At 46.3% G+C, this 16,752-nt stretch carries 15 protein-coding genes and 1 pseudogene; 7 read left to right on the top strand and 9 right to left on the bottom strand.

The features are described 5' to 3' along the window. Positions 1–310 (top strand): annotated as a pseudogene (locus H6G17_RS26960) (hypothetical protein); the annotation flags it as partial. Positions 311–379: 69 nt separating this feature from the next. Here H6G17_RS26960 and H6G17_RS26955 read toward each other — a convergent pair. After that, positions 380–544 carry a hypothetical protein gene (locus H6G17_RS26955; RefSeq protein ID WP_192161647.1) on the bottom strand — a complete coding sequence of 55 codons (165 nt, stop codon included), beginning with the start codon at positions 542–544 and terminating at the stop codon, positions 380–382. 311 nt (positions 545–855) lie between these two features. Between H6G17_RS26955 and H6G17_RS26950 the strand changes: the two genes are divergently transcribed. Both H6G17_RS26950 and H6G17_RS34295 read left to right on the top strand, forming a co-directional pair. Then, on the top strand, positions 856–1,356 hold the full coding sequence (locus H6G17_RS26950) for a GNAT family N-acetyltransferase (protein ID WP_192161642.1): 501 nt from the start codon (positions 856–858) through the stop codon (positions 1,354–1,356). Between the two features lie 515 nt (positions 1,357–1,871). Continuing rightward, positions 1,872–2,003, top strand: a complete 132-nt coding sequence (locus H6G17_RS34295) for a hypothetical protein (RefSeq protein WP_255409926.1) — start codon at positions 1,872–1,874, stop codon at positions 2,001–2,003. A 33-nt stretch (positions 2,004–2,036) separates the two neighbouring features. Here H6G17_RS34295 and H6G17_RS26945 read toward each other — a convergent pair whose 3' ends face one another. From H6G17_RS26945 to H6G17_RS26930, 4 genes are all read right to left on the bottom strand, one after another. After that, complete coding sequence (locus H6G17_RS26945; RefSeq protein WP_192161641.1) at positions 2,037–3,653, bottom strand: sodium:proton antiporter; 1,617 nt, start codon at positions 3,651–3,653, stop codon at positions 2,037–2,039. Between the two features lie 2 nt (positions 3,654–3,655). Beyond that, complete coding sequence (locus tag H6G17_RS26940) at positions 3,656–4,042, bottom strand: ion channel (RefSeq protein ID WP_106166091.1); 387 nt, start codon at positions 4,040–4,042, stop codon at positions 3,656–3,658. Positions 4,043–4,576: 534 nt separating this feature from the next. Continuing rightward, a complete protein-coding gene (locus H6G17_RS26935; RefSeq protein WP_199317030.1) occupies positions 4,577–4,834 on the bottom strand; it encodes a hypothetical protein in 258 nt (85 codons plus the stop codon). Further along, entirely contained in the window at positions 4,782–7,166 is a 2,385-nt protein-coding gene (locus H6G17_RS26930) for a PAS domain-containing sensor histidine kinase (RefSeq protein ID WP_192161640.1), read from the bottom strand. The genes H6G17_RS26935 and H6G17_RS26930 overlap by 53 nt, the downstream gene beginning before the upstream one ends. Before the next feature lie 396 nt (positions 7,167–7,562). Here H6G17_RS26930 and H6G17_RS26925 point away from each other — a divergent pair, with 396 nt between their 5' ends. Both H6G17_RS26925 and H6G17_RS26920 read left to right on the top strand, forming a co-directional pair. Beyond that, positions 7,563–8,963 carry a hypothetical protein gene (locus H6G17_RS26925; protein WP_192161639.1) on the top strand — a complete coding sequence of 467 codons (1,401 nt, stop codon included), beginning with the start codon at positions 7,563–7,565 and terminating at the stop codon, positions 8,961–8,963. 326 nt (positions 8,964–9,289) lie between these two features. Further along, positions 9,290–9,433, top strand: coding sequence for a hypothetical protein (locus H6G17_RS26920; RefSeq protein ID WP_192161638.1), 144 nt, complete (start codon positions 9,290–9,292; stop codon positions 9,431–9,433). A gap of 56 nt (positions 9,434–9,489) precedes the next feature. On the opposite strand, the gene murJ is transcribed toward H6G17_RS26920, so the two are convergent. From murJ to H6G17_RS26905, 3 genes are all read right to left on the bottom strand, one after another. Then, positions 9,490–11,079, bottom strand: coding sequence for a murein biosynthesis integral membrane protein MurJ (gene murJ / locus H6G17_RS26915; RefSeq protein WP_192161637.1), 1,590 nt, complete (start codon positions 11,077–11,079; stop codon positions 9,490–9,492). A gap of 171 nt (positions 11,080–11,250) precedes the next feature. Then, on the bottom strand, positions 11,251–11,781 hold the full coding sequence (locus H6G17_RS26910) for a hypothetical protein (RefSeq protein ID WP_192161636.1): 531 nt from the start codon (positions 11,779–11,781) through the stop codon (positions 11,251–11,253). 88 nt (positions 11,782–11,869) lie between these two features. Continuing rightward, the gene (locus H6G17_RS26905; protein ID WP_192161635.1) at positions 11,870–14,584 is read right to left on the bottom strand and encodes a cation-transporting P-type ATPase; all 2,715 of its coding nucleotides are present in this window, start codon (positions 14,582–14,584) and stop codon (positions 11,870–11,872) included. A gap of 192 nt (positions 14,585–14,776) precedes the next feature. Here H6G17_RS26905 and H6G17_RS26900 point away from each other — a divergent pair, with 192 nt between their 5' ends. Then, positions 14,777–15,499, top strand: a complete 723-nt coding sequence (locus H6G17_RS26900; protein ID WP_106166095.1) for a bacteriorhodopsin — start codon at positions 14,777–14,779, stop codon at positions 15,497–15,499. A gap of 13 nt (positions 15,500–15,512) precedes the next feature. Here H6G17_RS26900 and H6G17_RS26895 read toward each other — a convergent pair whose 3' ends face one another. Continuing rightward, a complete protein-coding gene (locus H6G17_RS26895) occupies positions 15,513–15,899 on the bottom strand; it encodes a hypothetical protein (protein WP_192161634.1) in 387 nt (128 codons plus the stop codon). Between the two features lie 165 nt (positions 15,900–16,064). Between H6G17_RS26895 and rppA the strand changes: the two genes are divergently transcribed. Next, positions 16,065–16,742: a two-component system response regulator RppA gene (gene rppA / locus H6G17_RS26890; protein ID WP_106166097.1), complete on the top strand. Its 678-nt coding sequence runs from the start codon at positions 16,065–16,067 to the stop codon at positions 16,740–16,742. The last annotated feature ends 10 nt before the right edge of the window (positions 16,743–16,752 follow it).

Genomic DNA, 16,752 nt, shown 5'->3' with positions numbered 1-16,752 from the left:
GCAGCCACGCCAGCCTCAATCAAAGCATTTGGCGGCAATGTATGAAGCATTCAGCCGTGGACTTGAAAATTTATTACCGACCGACCGAGACAAAGAGATTGCTACGCGAGCATTTAACCGAGGTCTAAAGGCAGAGGAAGTGGAAGAAATAATTGCCACTAGCCCTGTTGATTGGACGCAGGAGGAAGCAAAATTAATAGTATCGTTTGTGCGATCGCACTGGGAGCAAGAGCGGGAAAGCCTTCAACAACAACAGCGGCAACAACAGCAGAAATCCGAACGAAATCGGGACAGAGGAATAAGTTTATAGGTTTGCTCTCTCAACCAATTAACTGCGATTTTATCAGGTGATATGCAACCGTCATTCATTCTCAAATTCTTAACTTGTAAATTTCAAAACTTGACAGTTTTCGGTAACGGTGCGAACCACATTGTCTGGTACTCCATTCGGAATGCTCGCTTGAACTTCCAATGTAATCTTGACTTCTGCACCTACCAAACTGGCGAAGTGTTGAATGACTTCATGGGGTATAAGTGGCACCAAGATGTTTGTAATTTCCGGTAATATGGTTTGAAAAAGCCTATCTATACCTACTCTCCTCGCGGTAGATGTAGCGAACTGCAAACATCGGGAGATGAAACTGCTTTCCAAGGCAGTTTTGAAACCACATTCTCTGCAAATAAGGGGGTCTCAAAACCACAATAAGGTTCTTATTAGCTTTTGGTGATACTTGGAAGGAATGGGGCATGGAACTAAGCGGCAAGTCAGGAAAATAGAACCCTGCGAACAGCGGACAAAAGCTTAAGAATCGCGTTAATCGACAAGAATGCTTCATAGTATGAGGAGGTAGTGGCTTGGATTTGTTAATTCGAGCAGCTCAACTTGAGGACGCTGAGGCGATTGTCAGTATCCTCAATCCAATCATCAAAGCTGGAGTATACACAGCGCTGTCTACCCCGTTTTCTGTAGAGGCGGAACGGGAGTTTATATTGAACTTTCCCCCACGGGGGATCTTTCATGTAGCGGTATGTGAGCATACACAAAAGGTCGTGGGGTTTCAAAACACAGAGCCGTTTGCGACCTACACTCGTGCTTTCGATCATGTCGGAGTGATTGGAACCTACGTCGATTTGTGCTATCGACGACAGGGGATTGGTAGAAGTCTGTTTCAAGCGACGTTTGAGGCTGCTCTTGGCAAGGGATACGAGAAGCTATCTGCATTCGTCCGTGCAGACAACATCGCGTCATTAGCTGCCTATCTTAGCCAAGGGTTTCGCATCATTGGAACAGCCCAGAGACAAGCCAAGATCAATGGAAAGTATGTAGACGAAATCCTAATCGAACGGTTCTTGTAGAAACAAGAGTTGGGTGTCGCATTGCTTGGACTCTTATCAGATTAATCATCACCAAAAGCTGCCAAGACCCTTATTGTGGTTTTGAAACCCCCTTTGTTTGCAGCGATTGTGGTTTCAAAATTGCCTTGGAAAGCAGTTTTATCTCTAGATGTTTGTAGTTCGCTACACCTATCCTGTCTGCCATTGAAAATTTGCTACATCACATTCAAAAACGCCTTTACCTACAATGAAAAATCAAGCATGAGTGAACTCCGGAATGCAGGTTTTTGGTCATATCTCGGCTCAATACCTAAGTAGCAGTCGAACAAGAACATACGCTAATGAGGCAAGTAGTTAAATTTTGAAGTAAAATAATAACGTATAATTATAGATTTTCTGCCTAAAGCCTCTAAAATCGCTATCTAGCTATAAGTTTGGTTTATTAATTAAATCACGGGAGCCACTGAGATTAGATAGCTGAAATACTTATGTGCAAGCATTTCAGCCTTAGCATACTTTCTGTTCGTTTGCTACTTATGCCTCTTAGTCTGGATTTGGGAGAAATTCTGGAAACAGTTCACTCCTTTTGGACAATAAATGTATTTGGTTATACCGATGGTTGTACGGTATTAATTGACATGACTATCCAAATCCGTAAGATGCCATAGGTAGATGGAATATCGACGAGAGCGAGTCATGCGCTAATCGTCTTCTAACTTGAGAAGCTGTTCGTTGAGTTCTTGAACGTAAGCCTGTACAAAGTCCTCTGAGAGGATGCGTTTGCGTAGCGCATCGTTCACCGCGCCTTTTTCAGCTAGCAGCAAGCGGCGGCGAATAGCATCTAATTTGGTGCGATCGCTAGGCTCGCTAGCAGAGCGCCCTGAACTTTGGTTATAAAGGTCGCGCAAACTTCTTTCGGACGTTGCCACCCTTACCTGGTAAGCAGCCCGCATCTCCTCGTAGATTGCCCTTGGTAAAACTCCTGCCTTGAGCAGGCTATCCAACTCATCCTGAGCAGCTTTAGAAGCAATCAATTGAATTTGTAATTTTTCAGCCTGTTGCCTAATACTTGAAACCTTGGACAGCTTCAATCCCTTGATCAGCCAGGGTAGGATTAACCCTTGTCCTACCAGGGAGAACAGTACTGCGCCAAAGACCAGAGTGATGATTTCTTCTCGTCCTGGCAAAGTCAAAGGAATGCTCAGAGCCAGTGCCATCGAAAGAGAGCCTTTGATGTTACCTAAAACCAGAACGTGCTGCCAGAGCCAGGGAATTGGACGGTCGAACCAGCGGACTCCAGCTAACAGCGGATAGACCGAGAGAATACGTCCTACTTGATACGCTAGAACAACCAAAAGGATTGCTGGCAACATTCTCCACAGCGTCATTGGGTCGATCTCTATGCCAATTAGTAGAAAAATAAAGGTGTTGACAGCAAAACTGGCATATTCCCAGAAGCTAAACAAGGTGATTCGATCGGAGGCGGAAGTACTACGTGAAAGCCCAACATTTCCGAAAATTAGTCCCGCTACGACCACTGCCACTGCACCTGATACCCCCAAAAATTGTCCTACCTGAAAGGTGCCTAATGAAATTGCAACTGTTAGTAAAAGACTGCTAAGGGGGTTATCTAAACGAATAAATATAGGTACGCTCAAATAGCCTATAACTAACCCCAAGAAACTACCCCCCAAAGCGACAATCAGCAGTTGTTGAACTCCTGTTGAGAAGGTGAGGGAACCTGTTTCATATATTGTCAAAATTAGATTGAACGAAACTAGGGCAGCAGCATCGTTAAATAAGGTTTCTCCTTCAACAATGGTGGAAAGACGGGAGGGCACGCGAATCTCTTTAAAGACGGCAATCATTGAGACTGTATCCGTGTTTGCCAGAATGACTCCCATGAGGGACGCTGGTATCCAAGCTAGTCCAAGCCCATATTTTAATAGAACAGCAATAATTGCAGAGGAAAACACAGCCCCTGGCCCAGCCAGAAGAGCGACTGGTTTAAACGTGTTGCGTAGACGGCGGATGTCTGTATTGATTGCCGCGTCAAAGATGAGAATTGGCAGGAACAGATTTAAAACAAGAGCAGGATCTAAACCAATGCGACGAGACAATAGCTCAGTGATTGGTAAACCTGCTAATACTAAACCTGTAACGTAAGGAATCCGAAGCTGCTGTGTGACCAGAGCAACAGCTGTTGCAACGAGTAGTAGAACAATTAGGATTGTTGCCAGTTCTGATAAATCCCCAGAAACTTGGGGGTCTACTGGACTACTTTGTGCCAAAACTGATTGTCCTAGCAACCAAAGCATTACTAATACCTATGCGAGCTGAGTGATGGGAAATCTTCTAATTTTTCTCTCAGTCGCTGTGAGATGAACCGTTCTAATGTTGCTGTGACCACTTGAGCCAGAAATATCAATTCTAACAAGTAACTGCTCAATGCTTCTAACCCAACAAGCAGACAACTCCAGCCAGTTGGTACTTGATCGCCATAGCCAATCCGAAAGAAGGTGCCCATGCTGAAATACAGCAGCGATAGAAAGTCAACTTCACGAGTTTCTTGACGGGTTAACACCATTCCCCAGCTAAGTCGATCTATTCCCATATATAGTAGTGCAAAAAGCACAATTAATCCCAAGCAAATTGAGGTGAGCAAAACGGCGTAATTACACCATCGACGTGTAGTTAGACGGTTCATATTTTGATTTTGCAATAAAACTCAAGAGTTACGCAGTTGAGTAAAAGGGGAATGAATCCATCGAAGGTCAACGAGTACGACTATATCAACTAACTGAATTGCTACACAGAAAGCCAGCAATGTTGAAGCAGAACGAGTCCAACCAGAAAGTGGAAACTCGCCTGCCCATGATGCAATTATAAGCCTACTACATCGTCTGGAACCAACGCCAGAAGTATTGTGGAATGAAGCTCAACAGCAGGTGAATAAGAGAGCCGTAATTCTGGTGGTGGAAATCGTTGAGGTTCCACCCGATGAGGAAATGTATCAGCGCGGCATTCGCCAAAAATGTAGGTACAAACTGGAAACCACCCGGAGGAAAAATCTGTTTGAACTGAGGGCGATGTGACAAAACACTGTTGACTATTGATGAAACCTACATTCTGGTGTTAGCACTCCTGAAGTCGCTCTGGATATCAGCAACGCGCGTGAATAGTGGTTTTGGTGATGGTTGGCACCCACGCTACAAAGCAAACTCTCCAGGCAACGCCTCAGTCACACGACGGGTGCTGCATCCGCACCAGTTGTAGTGGCTTGTGGCTTGGGTTCCTTCGCCTTCTTCTCAAACACCTTGATACCAGCATCAACCACTTCAAAGCCGTTGTCGCTTTGTTGCCCTAACTTGCCGCTCACGGCTCCAACCCAATCACGCTCAAGCTGCTGCATCAGCTTCCGCGATCGCGCCAACTCTTGGCATTGATTAGCATTGAGTAGGCCTAATGGGTAGCTCAACGGTGAAGGTTGTCCATCCATTGCTAGCAGTTGCTTTGATAGTCCCCCCCAAGTGTTCTACTAGCTTCTTAACCAATGCTAATCCTAACCCAGTTCCACCATGCTTCCACGGATCGCTGTTGGGAATGCGGTAGAACTTGTCGAAGATCCGATCTAGCTCAGACTCAGAAATTTCAACTCCAGAATTGCTGACAATCAACTTTAGCCGATTAGAGAAAGCATCGGCAGTCATCAGAATTTGTTTAGAAGCTGGCGTATACTTGCAGGCATTATGCAGCAGTTCAGTCACAACTCGCTCCAGAAGCGCTGATTCAGTTGTCAACGCTGGCAAGTCGGTGGGAATGTTAATTGACAAAATTTGTTGCTGAGTGCGGACACGTTCGGTAAAAGACTCAACGATAGGAGAAATCCACGTTGACAGGTCAAGCGTCGTCAAGCTCAAGGGGTCACTTTCAGCATCAAAGCGTGACAAGTCTAGCAAGTCATTGATCAGGCTAATCTCTCGCTGACACTCGTTCCGTAAAATCTGCAAGTACCGCTCTACTCGGTTAGGCTCTGCATCGTAGAATCCAGCTTGTTTTAGGGTGACTTCTAGCAGAGAGAGCGCTACTTTAATGTTAGACAGCGGTGAGCGTAACTCATGGGAAACTGTATCTAGGAAATCATCTTTAAGGCGATGCAGTTTTTCCAATTCTTTGACTTGTGCCATAGCTGCTTGATAAAGTCGGGCTTGGCGTAGAGCGATCGCGCATTGGGTTGCCACCTGCTGCACTAATCTAATCTCCGGCTCGTTAAAGGCTATGTCTGGCTGATTGATTAACCATAAGTCGCCCAGCACCCCTTGGTCATCTTTAATCGGACAGGCTAGCATGACAACTCGACCACGAACAGGGTTAGGAGAGATGGAACAAAATTGGCAAGACTGCCCTTGCAGGAGCTGTTGGTAGACTTCAGGAAAGGCAGCTATTTGTATCCGACGAGCCTGCGCCCCAGGGTTGATGGTGGCGTACTCATAGTAGATGGTAGAAGTGCCTGACTCCAGATCGTATAATGCTGTATTACAACAAGTCGCTCCCAGTACAACGGCCAATTCCTGTACCGCGGTTTGCAAGATTTGGCTTTCGTCGAGACTATCGCGCACTTTATCTGTAATCCGCTTTAGCATCGCTTCAAATTCAAGTCCCTGTTGCAGTTGTGCCGTCCGCTCGGCCACTTGAAATTCGAGGTTGGCGTTGAGTTTCTGCAAAGCTTCATTCGCTATTTTGCGTTCAGTAATGTCAACTTCAACGCAAGTCACAACCCAACAATCGGCAAACTCATCGCGGTAAGGTACGATGGTATCAGAGATCCAACGCCAAATTCCATCTCGATGCTGAAATCGAAACTCAACTTTAGTCTGGCGCTCAGCGAAGACGCTCTCAAAGATTTGCGGAATAACAGTTTTAACGTCCTCCGGGTGAATGCGTGATATCCAAAGGGTTTTATTAGCTTTCAATTCCTTTGGTGAATAGCCAAAAATTGCCTCGGTTCCAGCAGAAAAGTACTCATATGTCCAGTCTTGGTTAGTGAAGAGACGAAACCTGGCAATGACAGCTCCAGCACTACTAAGGATGCTACTGAGTTTGGCTTCGGAGTCTTTCAAGGTTAATTCTGCTTGTTTGCGCTCTGTGATATCTTTACTTACGAAGAGAATACAGGCTTGTCCATCAATTTCAATCATCTCTGCTGAGAGTAGGAATGTCTTAATTTCACCTGCCTTGGAGCAGCAATCAAATTCTAGGTTGCGAATCACTCCTTCCGCTTGCAAACGTTGTATAACTTGAGCACGCTCTTCCAGGTTAATCCCAAGCCCTAAGTCAACTGAGGTAAAACCAATTACCTCTTCGCGAGTGTAACCAAAAAGGCTAAGGAAACTGTCATTCACCTCGATGAAGCGTCCTTCTGCCCACGTCGAGATTAGAATAGGGTCAGGGCTAGCACGAAACACTTTGGTAAACTTTTCCAAGGATTCGTGTAACTGCTGTGTCATTTCCTCCAATTCATTTACAGGAATATCTTTACCAATGCGCTGCTCCGCTCCACCATTAGCTGTGGCAAGAGATGCGTTAATTAACTGAAAGAGCGGTTTAGCAAACCACTGAGCAGTTACCAGTCCCAGAAAGAGCGTCGTTCCTAAAACTACCTGATTCAATAAAGCAGTCTGTCGCTCAGAGCAAAAGGAGAGATAGCTCGTTAACCCAACTGCTACTACAACCTGTACCACAAAAGGTACTAAAAAAACGAATTGCAGTGGCATTTTGCGATTTTGGATTTTAGCTTGCTGATTTTGCGTTTTTGTTGGTTGACTACTCATGACTTCTTGCTGCTGCAAGTTCTCTCATCCATATAGCAGGTCATCATGTTCCCGCTACTTTGGCAACAATTACGGGAGAGATTTTTTTCATTTCTAAATAAATTTGTAAATATAGATTGTGATTCTAATCCTCTCGGTTAAGAAAGATAAAGAGTTAAAGGAGGGAGATGTGACTCTTTTCCATCCTTAACCTTTCCTAGTCCGATTGAAGATTAGTATTACTTGTCCAAACGTTTTGGGTTCTTATCCTAGTTAGCCGAATGAACGATCGCGCTTCCAGTATGACAGACTACTTATTGATACGCGAATATCCTAAGTGCAAGAGCAACTACAGAAACTAACATGGACTGCGACACCTACTCATTGAAGGAATGGATTTTTTCCGAGTTCTATCCTATGAATACAAGAGTACTTCAAGGGGAGCTGATGCCTGAAGACATGGCAAGCATTGTGAATGACTGCGCGCTTAAGGAGCTACCTACAATTGATGCGCTCAGCACGCGAGAAGGCTGGCAGCTTTTAACTTTATTAGGAATACTAGGCACTTCGGTCGAGCGGCACGCTCAACAAGCTGTACGTCGTCACTCGCCAGCTGAAGCAGTTTTACCCGGCAAGGGATTGGCACTGCTTTTCGTCAACGGCAAGCAACCATTTCTTGAATACTTTCAAGCACTTGCTAATACTCTACACCATCCTCATCGCGATAGCTTCATCACTTATATCGAGATGAATGGTCCTTGCACCGAAGTGCAACACCCTGGGATGCGGCAGCCTATGTATCGCTTAGGCAATCTGTTTGAGGACGATTCATTTATAACCTTTACAGGCAAATTTCAAGAGGTGGAGTTCATCACCCTGCTGAAGAAATCCGTGAGCTTGCAGGGGGCAGCAAATCTGCTGATAGAAGAAGCAATAAATCATCCAAAGGGTATACAGGCACACGAGTCCATTCAAGCATTGACCGCTGCTGCCACGTTGATGTTTGCTATCCGGGATTTGATAGCTGACTTTATCCGCCGGAACCCATTTTCCACTGACTTCTTCCTGGATGAGCATCGGCAGTATGCTGTCTGCTGGTATGCAGACCGAACAGTCAAGGCTTCTAGTGCTGCCAATGATGACTCATCCCTACTGCGGGATCTACTCCTGTTCACAGAGCTAGTACCACTTCGACAGGGTTTTGGCGGTTTTCGCTCCCATGTCCGAGATACCTATCATGTTTTGCTTCCTGATGCTGTAGCTCGCTTGGAGCAAGCGATGAACCGTGAAAGCTTGGAAGTTCTCATCTCAAAGGCGATTCATCTTGACTTAGAAGCATTGTTAACCTTGGATGAAAGTCAGGTTTGTGCACTAATACAAAAACAGCCTTGGTTGGCCGCATGTTTAGTCCTGTATCGCTCTCAGCATGAAGTTTCAAAAGCACACTTCTCAACCATTATGAAGTACTTGGTGTGGCCCAAACGCAAGCGCGATAAGCTTGAAGATTCCCGGGAGCAAGTTACGGTAGTCTCTAATACCCGTGGTAGTACAGGAATGGAGCCAATGGGTATCATGGCTTGGCTTGACCAATCGAGAGCTCGGCATCCTTTGGCTATGCTTGGGCATCGCTTGCCGATAGTACAGCTTTGCTCGACGCTCCTTCAACAGTACGTCTCTCATCCAATTGAGATGTCATTTGAAGAATTGGTTACCTTTTTACCGACAGATATGAGCGATACACTCCGCCCTTGTGCGCTAGGACGTTGGAGCAATCGTATTGGAGTAGATCTAGTGAGCCTAGTACCAGAGGCAAACTAGAAAGTAAAATGGCTACCCACCAAGCATTTTATCACTCAATATTTTTTGTAATTCTTTAAGTATCAATTAACCTATCAATTAACCTATAGCCTATTTGGTACAGTAATTTAATACGGTACAGCAAGGATTTGAAGCCCTTACATTTCAGAGACTTCAATTGATACAGTTTTATTGCTGGTGAGCGAGATATTGAAAACGGCTCATCAATTCCAAGTGCGTAACTTTCGGAATCACTGCTCATTTCACCCCATTCATACCTTGCCTGAATCCGCGTCACGAAGAGTGCGCGGAGTGGCTCAAGCGGGCGCAACGCAATTCCCTTTGGATTGGCAATTCGGGCATTCTTACGCTTAGAACTATACTGGTTTGCTACAGGTATTAGTTGGTACGAAGCTAAACTCGCTATTATTCGGGATGCAATTCGGACTTACCTGAGCGCTCCTCGCTACTCCCTTCACCCAATTGCGTAACTCCTGCCAGTTTTTCTCCCTCAGCTCCCTCAGCTTCCCTAGCTCTCTTCTAGCTCCTAAGCCCTCTTCTTGAGTCGAGAAATCAATAAATCGATTTCTGGTAATTTCATTTGGGTGGCGATCGAGGCGAAAACTCCAATGCCGACGAAGCCAGAGGCGATCGTTTGCAGCAATAGTAAAACTAATCCCTGACTGCCGAAAAAATGTTGCAAACTCCAGAGAGTCCCCCAGCTAGCTGCCCCAGCAATAAAGCTACTAGTAATTAACCCCAAAAATGGTAAACTCCATTGCCGCAAAGGTAAGCCCTGGAGCTTGCGGTGCAGAATGCCCAAAAATATCAGCGTCGAGATCGTATTGACTCCTACTGTCGCTAGCGTAATTCCAGGCGCACCAAAAGGTTCGATCAGGATAAAATCTAGTAGAGCGTTGAGAAATATATTTAACAACCCAACGCGGAAGGGCGTTTCTCCATCTCCCAAAGCATAAAACACTCGTACCACAACATCGCGCCCTAAGTAGACAAACATACCAATGCCGTAGGCAACTAAAATTGAGGCTACGAGTTGCGAATCGTCTTGTTGAAAGGCTCCGCGTTCGTACACAATTCGGACAATTGGCATCGCTAGAGCTGCAAATAAAGCTCCTAAAGGAAGCATCGTGAGAGCCGTTAAAATTAATCCCTGCCGCAGCCGCGATTTGAGATTATCCCACTCTAACGGATCGGCAAAGCGAGAAAGAATTGTAAATAAGGGGAGCAAAATGACATTGGAAATGATGCCGAGGGGAGTCTGAACGATTAAGTTGGCGTAGTTGAAAGCTGCTGCTGCCCCAGGAATACCAGAAGCAAAGAAAAAATCGCTGAACAGATTAATTTGTAGCATCCCAGAAGCAAAAACAGCCGGAGCCATCAACTTAATTGCTTGCTGCACGCCAGGAGAGCGAAAATCGAACCGCAGCCGCAGCGTACCAAGTCGTAATCGCCACTGCACGATCAGTTGTACGATCCACTGAAGCAATGCCCCTGCTAGCGTTCCCCAGGCTAAAACTTGCCCTCCAATTGCCACATAAGCAGGAGAAATTATTTGGCTCCCCAAGGATAAATATAAGATTCCCAACCCCAAAATAATCGTGATGCTTGAAAGTACGGGACTGAGAGACAGCAACCAGTATTGATTGGCAGTATTGAGCGTGCCAAAACCAATCCCAATTAATCCCGATAGTAAAATCATCGGCGACATAATTCGCAATTGCTCGGCGGCGATCGCGTGGGCTGTCTGGCTCAATTGCGGACCCACCAAATAAATTAATCCATCCGCTGCAAAGAATAGAGCAATGGATACGAGCAACAGCACCCCACTGACCAGAGTTGTCACGCTTTCAACTAGGGGAGCAACTTCCTGTTTGCTGCGTTTCTCCAAGATGCTGACAATCGTGGTGTGGATCGGACCATTTACACCTCCCAGCAAGATTAAAAAGAAACTAGGGACGATGTAGGCATAGTTGTAGGCGTTAGCAGCTATACCCGTACCGAAAGCCGCCGCGAGCGCCTGTTGGCGAAACAAGGCAACTAATTTACTCAACAGGGTTGCTACTGCAACGATCCCCGCAATTCCAGCTAAAGTTCGAGATTTTGGTTGATTGGACACAACTAGGGACTCGGGGCTAGGGAAGCTGAGGGGGTTGAGGGAGCACAGCAGTTACGCACTTGAAGTTTCAGATCTCGATCCCCCCTATACTCGCTTAACAAAAGGGGGGGGAAACTAATGTCCTCTTTTTAACTCTGTTGGGGAATCGACTGCGTAACTTCTGAAAACTATTTAGGGAACATTATAAATATGCCACTCCTGAATTCCCCAATGGCTGAGAACAGCTTCAGCCTTTTGGATCTCATCCTCTGTTGCTTCTACGATCGCTAGGTAATCTCCTTGGTTAAATCGCTCGCTGTAAAATCTGGCTTGTTCTTCGGGAACAAACCAACCTCGCAGCGCGCCATGCAGTCCGCCGGCAACTGTAGCAGCTCCACTACCTAAAATAACCGCTACCATACTTTCCACAGCCAAGGCAGGACCCACTCCAGGGACTAGCAAGATGCCCAGTCCAACAATTAAAGTCATTAATCCTACTCCTGTACTCCCTGCCAGCGCGCCCTTTATCGCACTTTCAGCTCGTGTAATTGGCGGTCGTTGAATGACATTACAACCTAGAACCTCATCGCCTTCGGGGGTTTTTGTCACCATAGAAATCTTCTGCATGGGGAAGCCAATGCTTTGCAGCTCGGTAAGTGCCTGTTCTGCGTTTTGACGATGAGAAAATATACCAATACCATGTTTAAGGTTATGATCGGTCATATTGATTTTTGAAAGTTTGATGTTGTAAGAGTGAATACTCTCTACCAGTAGAGTTGGAAAATAGTTGCCAAGCCGCGCTACAGAGAGGCTACTTGAGAGGTGCAAAACGCTTTAACAGGGCTGCTAGAGCAATCATCGGGATTCCCAAACCAAGACAAATTAAGCCTTGAATCAAACTCAGTGTCTCAGTTGTAAATAGCTGGTTCATCACGCTCCATTGACTAAAAAGCGTTTGAAAGATGAATACACAACCAATGCCGATCGCCACAGCATAGCCAATGGATTCATCTTTGCCCCGTATTCTGGCAAAGAGCGCTGGGATAAATCGACTGATGCTTAACAGGTAAAAAGCTTCTGCTGCAACCAATGCCTGAATTGCCATCGTCCGAGCTAAAGTTTCATTTCCTGTGGTTTGAACGATCCATTCAAACGTGCCAAAAATTACAATCCAGTTGAAAACAGAGACTGCCAGAATCCGTGTCAGCAGGCTACCAGATAGAAGGGGTTTGTTCGTCGGACGGGGAGGTTGTTGCATGACCCCAACAGAGGCAGGCTCAAACGCTAAAGGTACTGTCAAAGCTACGGAGCTAACCATATTCAACCAAAGAATTTGCACCGGAAGAATCGGCAATGCCGTTGACAAAAGTACCCCAATCAAAATCGTCATCGATTCTCCACCATTTACAGGCAAGATGAAGGCGATCGCTCTCAGCAAATTTTTATAAACCGTGCGTCCTTCCTCAACTGCCGCCTCGATTGAGGCAAAGTTATCGTCGGTCAAGAGCATGTCAGCCGCTTCTTTCGCGACTTCCGTACCAGCGATCCCCATTGCCACCCCAATATCGGCTTGCTTTAAGGCTGGGGCATCATTGACTCCATCTCCGGTCATCGCCACAATCTCACCTTTGGATTGAAGCGTCTCAACGATGCGAAGCTTTTGTTCGGGTGCGACGCGAGCAAATACCATACTCTGCTCTACAGCATTTGCTAGTTCCCGATCGTCCATTTGGCTGAGATCTTGACCCGTGAAAACGGGAGCATCTTCGCTTTGGTTCAGCCCGATCTTCTGGGCGATCGCCGCCGCAGTCATTGCATGGTCGCCCGTAATCATTTTGACTTGGATACCAGCCGACTGACAGGAATGAATTGCTTCAATCGCATCTGGGCGAGGTGGGTCGATCATGCCTTGCAGTCCCAGAAAAATTAAATCTTTCTCAATGTCAGAATGCTCAATTGAAGACTGCGAACGCGGTACAACTTTCTTGGCAAGTGCGAGTACCCGCAGCCCTTGCTTCGCCATCTCATCTACAGATCGCTCTATCTGCTTTGAATTGACTGCAATCCTATCTCCATGAGTATCGAGCATTTGGTAGCATCGCTTGAGGATCGCCTCGGCTGAACCCTTGACATAGATCGACCTTTCTGATCTGGTGTCATGCAGGGTTGCCATGTACTGAAACTGAGATTCAAAAGGAATCGTATCGAGTCGGGGAAGTGTCTGTTCCAAAGATTGCGATGTTAAACTTGCTTTACGAGCTACAGCAACCAACGCTCCTTCCGTAGGACTGCCAACCACTACCCAGTTGCCATCCTCTTCCTTCAAATGTGAGTCATTGCACAATAGTCCTGCTTGCAAGCATTCGTACAGGGCTGGTGCATTTGCCAAGTCAACAGGTTGTTCGTCCAGGAAAATCTCTCCATCCGGAGCATAGCCCCCACCGCTGACCGTGTAGCGTTGTCCACCGGCATAAATCTCCTGAACCGTCATTTGGTTTTCAGTCAGCGTTCCTGTTTTGTCAGAGCAGATTACCGTTGTGCTACCTAATGTTTCAACCGCTGGTAACTTGCGAATAATGGCGTGATGAGCCGCCATCCGTGAAACGCCTATCGCCAAAGTAACGGTTAAAACAGCTGGTAAGCCTTCAGGAATTGCACTCACTGCTAAAGCGACAGCAGCTTTAAACACCTCAACCCAGGATGCACCTTGGGCAACTCCCACAGCAAAGGTAAACGCGGCCAACCCCAAGATGACATACAGCAGAGTTTTGCTAAACTTATCAATTTTACGAGTCAATGGGGTTTCTAGACTTGTACTCTGTTGCATCAAGTGGGAGAGGTGTCCTGCTTCTGTCATCTCTCCAATTCCCACAACTAGCCCACGTGCTTGGCCGAAAGTGATTAAGCTACCCGTGTAAGCCATATTTATCCGTTCTGCTAGAGCAGTCTCCGGAGGCAGCGGTTTGAGATCTTTTTCAACCGGAACCGATTCTCCTGTCAAGCCAGACTCATCCACTTGTAAATCGCGAATTTCGCTCAGCCGTAGATCGGCAGGCACTTTGTCACCGGAGGATAGCAAAACGAGATCGCCAGGAACTAGATCGCTAGAAGAAAGGACTAGCTTTTGACCGTTTCGTACAACGGTTGCCTCCGTCGTTACGGATTCTGCTAAGGCGGCGATGGCATTCTCAGCTTTAGCTTCTTGAACGAAGCCAATGATGGCGTTGATTAGAGTCACACCAAAAATCACGCCTGAATCGATCCACTCTTGCAAAAATGCAGTCACCACCCCTGCAACTAACAAGATGTAAAGTAGAGGCTGATTGAATTGCTGGAGGAATCGTAACCAGGCGCTTTCTCTTTTTTTCGCTGTTAACTGATTTGGACCCAGGTGATCGTGCCGTTCTGCTGCCTCATTGGCAGATAGACCCGTTTCAAGATCGGTTGCTAAAAGCCGAGCAACTTCCTCTATAGCAAGATAATGCCATAGGTGTTTGGTTGATTTCTCTACATCCGCTACTGCCATAGCACTTCCTTCACGCAAAATGGCAACGAGAGAGCAACTAAAGATGATTTAAGTCAAGGGTTTTTCTGTTGCTTCACGTTGTCTCTAGCGTCGTTTGCAAATGTGAGTGAAATATGATCGACTCGTTGACGTTGCTCACTTTTGGATCACATTTGTCCTCAAGACTAAAAGGCAAGCCAATGGAGGTAGCTTATGGACTTGCAGGCAACGTTTCACTGGATTTATGTAGCAGCAATGGCGATCGGGGCGCTTTACTTCATTTCACTGGGCACCAACCCGCGTGGCGTTCCCAAGTACGAGTATTTGGTTGCTAGCTTCATTCCGATCTGGTCAGGTTTGGCATACATGGCAATGGCATTAGGTCAGGGAAAAGTGGAAGTGGCAGGTCAAATTACTCACTATGCTCGTTATATTGATTGGATTGTGACTACCCCCTTGCTATTGCTGGCACTCTCTTGGACAGCGATGTACTACATTGCAAAAGACTGGACTCTAATTGGTTCTCTGATGGGAACTCAAGCGATCGTGGTGGTGACTGGGCTAGTAGCTGATTTGTCTACTGTGGATTGGATGAGATATCTGTGGTATGCCTGCGGCGTAGCCGCATTTTCAATCGTGCTTTGGGGAATTTGGCTGCCTCTACGCGCCAAAACTCGCGGGCAAGGTGTGGAACTATCAAAACTCTATGACAAACTCGTCACTTACTTCACAGTGTTGTGGATTAGCTACCCAATTACTTGGCTGATCGGTCCTTCGGGGCTGGGTTGGGTCAATCAGACGATTGAGACACTCCTGTTCTGCGTCCTGCCCTTCTTCTCGAAAGTTGGGTTTAGCTATTTGGATTTGAATGGTTTGCGGCGTTTAAATGCCTCTAAAGCTCGTGTTATTGCTTCAGCTCAAAAAAGCTTTTATTAAAGCGAAACTAACTTCACTCAATGATTTCGTAGCGTACTAACTGCCTGATATTTTGTCGGGATAATCCTAGTTCTTGAGCGATCGCCGTTTCTATCCGCTCGACCTCTATTGTTGGCAATTCCATTTCCAATCGCTTTAGGATCGGTTCCGCTGTCTCCACTTCTACCTGAGTCACTCCCTTTGTTCTGTTGATAGTAGCATTGATCAGCAATACGTTTACCGATACCTTTGCTTCCAATTGAGTATCTGATTGAAGTTTGTTCTTTGTACTGTAGGAGCGGCTTAATTCCTGAGCAGCCAGGAGACTACAGACAAACCAGAATCCTGCCGCTACAAATGGTAAAGGCGACCAAAACTCTATCCCCGATACTTGTAGCCAACGTTCGATCGTACGCCGCACGCTTCACCCTGTCCCATTCATTCTATAAGTCCGCTCGTATCTGCACTCTAATGCCGCGATCGCCCTCCTGAAATCTTACCTATAGACGATGTGCTAATTACATTAAATTCTATGCTGATAAAGCAAAGCGCAACAGCAATGGTATGAGAATCTTGCTGGAATGGTATGAGAATTTTACTGGTTGAGGATGATCCTAAACAATTGATGCCCCTTCAAATCGTTCTCTCCCAAGCAGGACATAGCGTGGACGGGGTGAAGGATGGGGAAACCGCTCAGTGGCTCTTATCTGAAAAAGAGTATGACCTACTGATTTTAGATTGGATGTTACCCCACATCAGTGGGTTAAATCTCTGTCGCCAGTATCGAGCAGCAGGTAAAACTGCTCCGGTGCTGATGATTACAGCCAGAGATACCACACCTGAGAAAGTAACTGGGTTAGATGCAGGAGCAGATGACTATCTGGTTAAGCCAATCGACATTGTAGAATTCATGGCACGAGTGCGGGCATTGCGGCGGCGATCTCCCCTCTGGGAGGCAGATATTCTCTGCCTTAGCGATCTCCAACTCCACCTCGACACGCTGGCTGTGGAACGACAAGGCAAAGTCGTTTCTCTCTCCAGTCGAGAGTTTCAGTTGTTAGAGTACTTCATGCGTCATCCCCGACAAGTTTTGACTCGCAACCAGATTGAGCAAGCGTTATGGGAGTGGGGGACTGAGCCAGAAAGCAATGCCATAACTGTTCTGGTTCGCAAGCTTCGTCAACGCTTGCAGGCGGTGGGAGCAGCTGATTGGATTGAGACTGTTTATAGTATGGGCTATCGTCTTGTTCCTCAAAAGCATTGACTTTGAAGTT

The sequence above is a fragment of the Chroococcidiopsis sp. [FACHB-1243] genome (genome assembly GCF_014696895.1).
Classification (GTDB): Bacteria; Cyanobacteriota; Cyanobacteriia; order Cyanobacteriales; family Chroococcidiopsidaceae; genus Chroococcidiopsis.
This window is presented reverse-complemented; position numbering and strand designations above follow the sequence as displayed.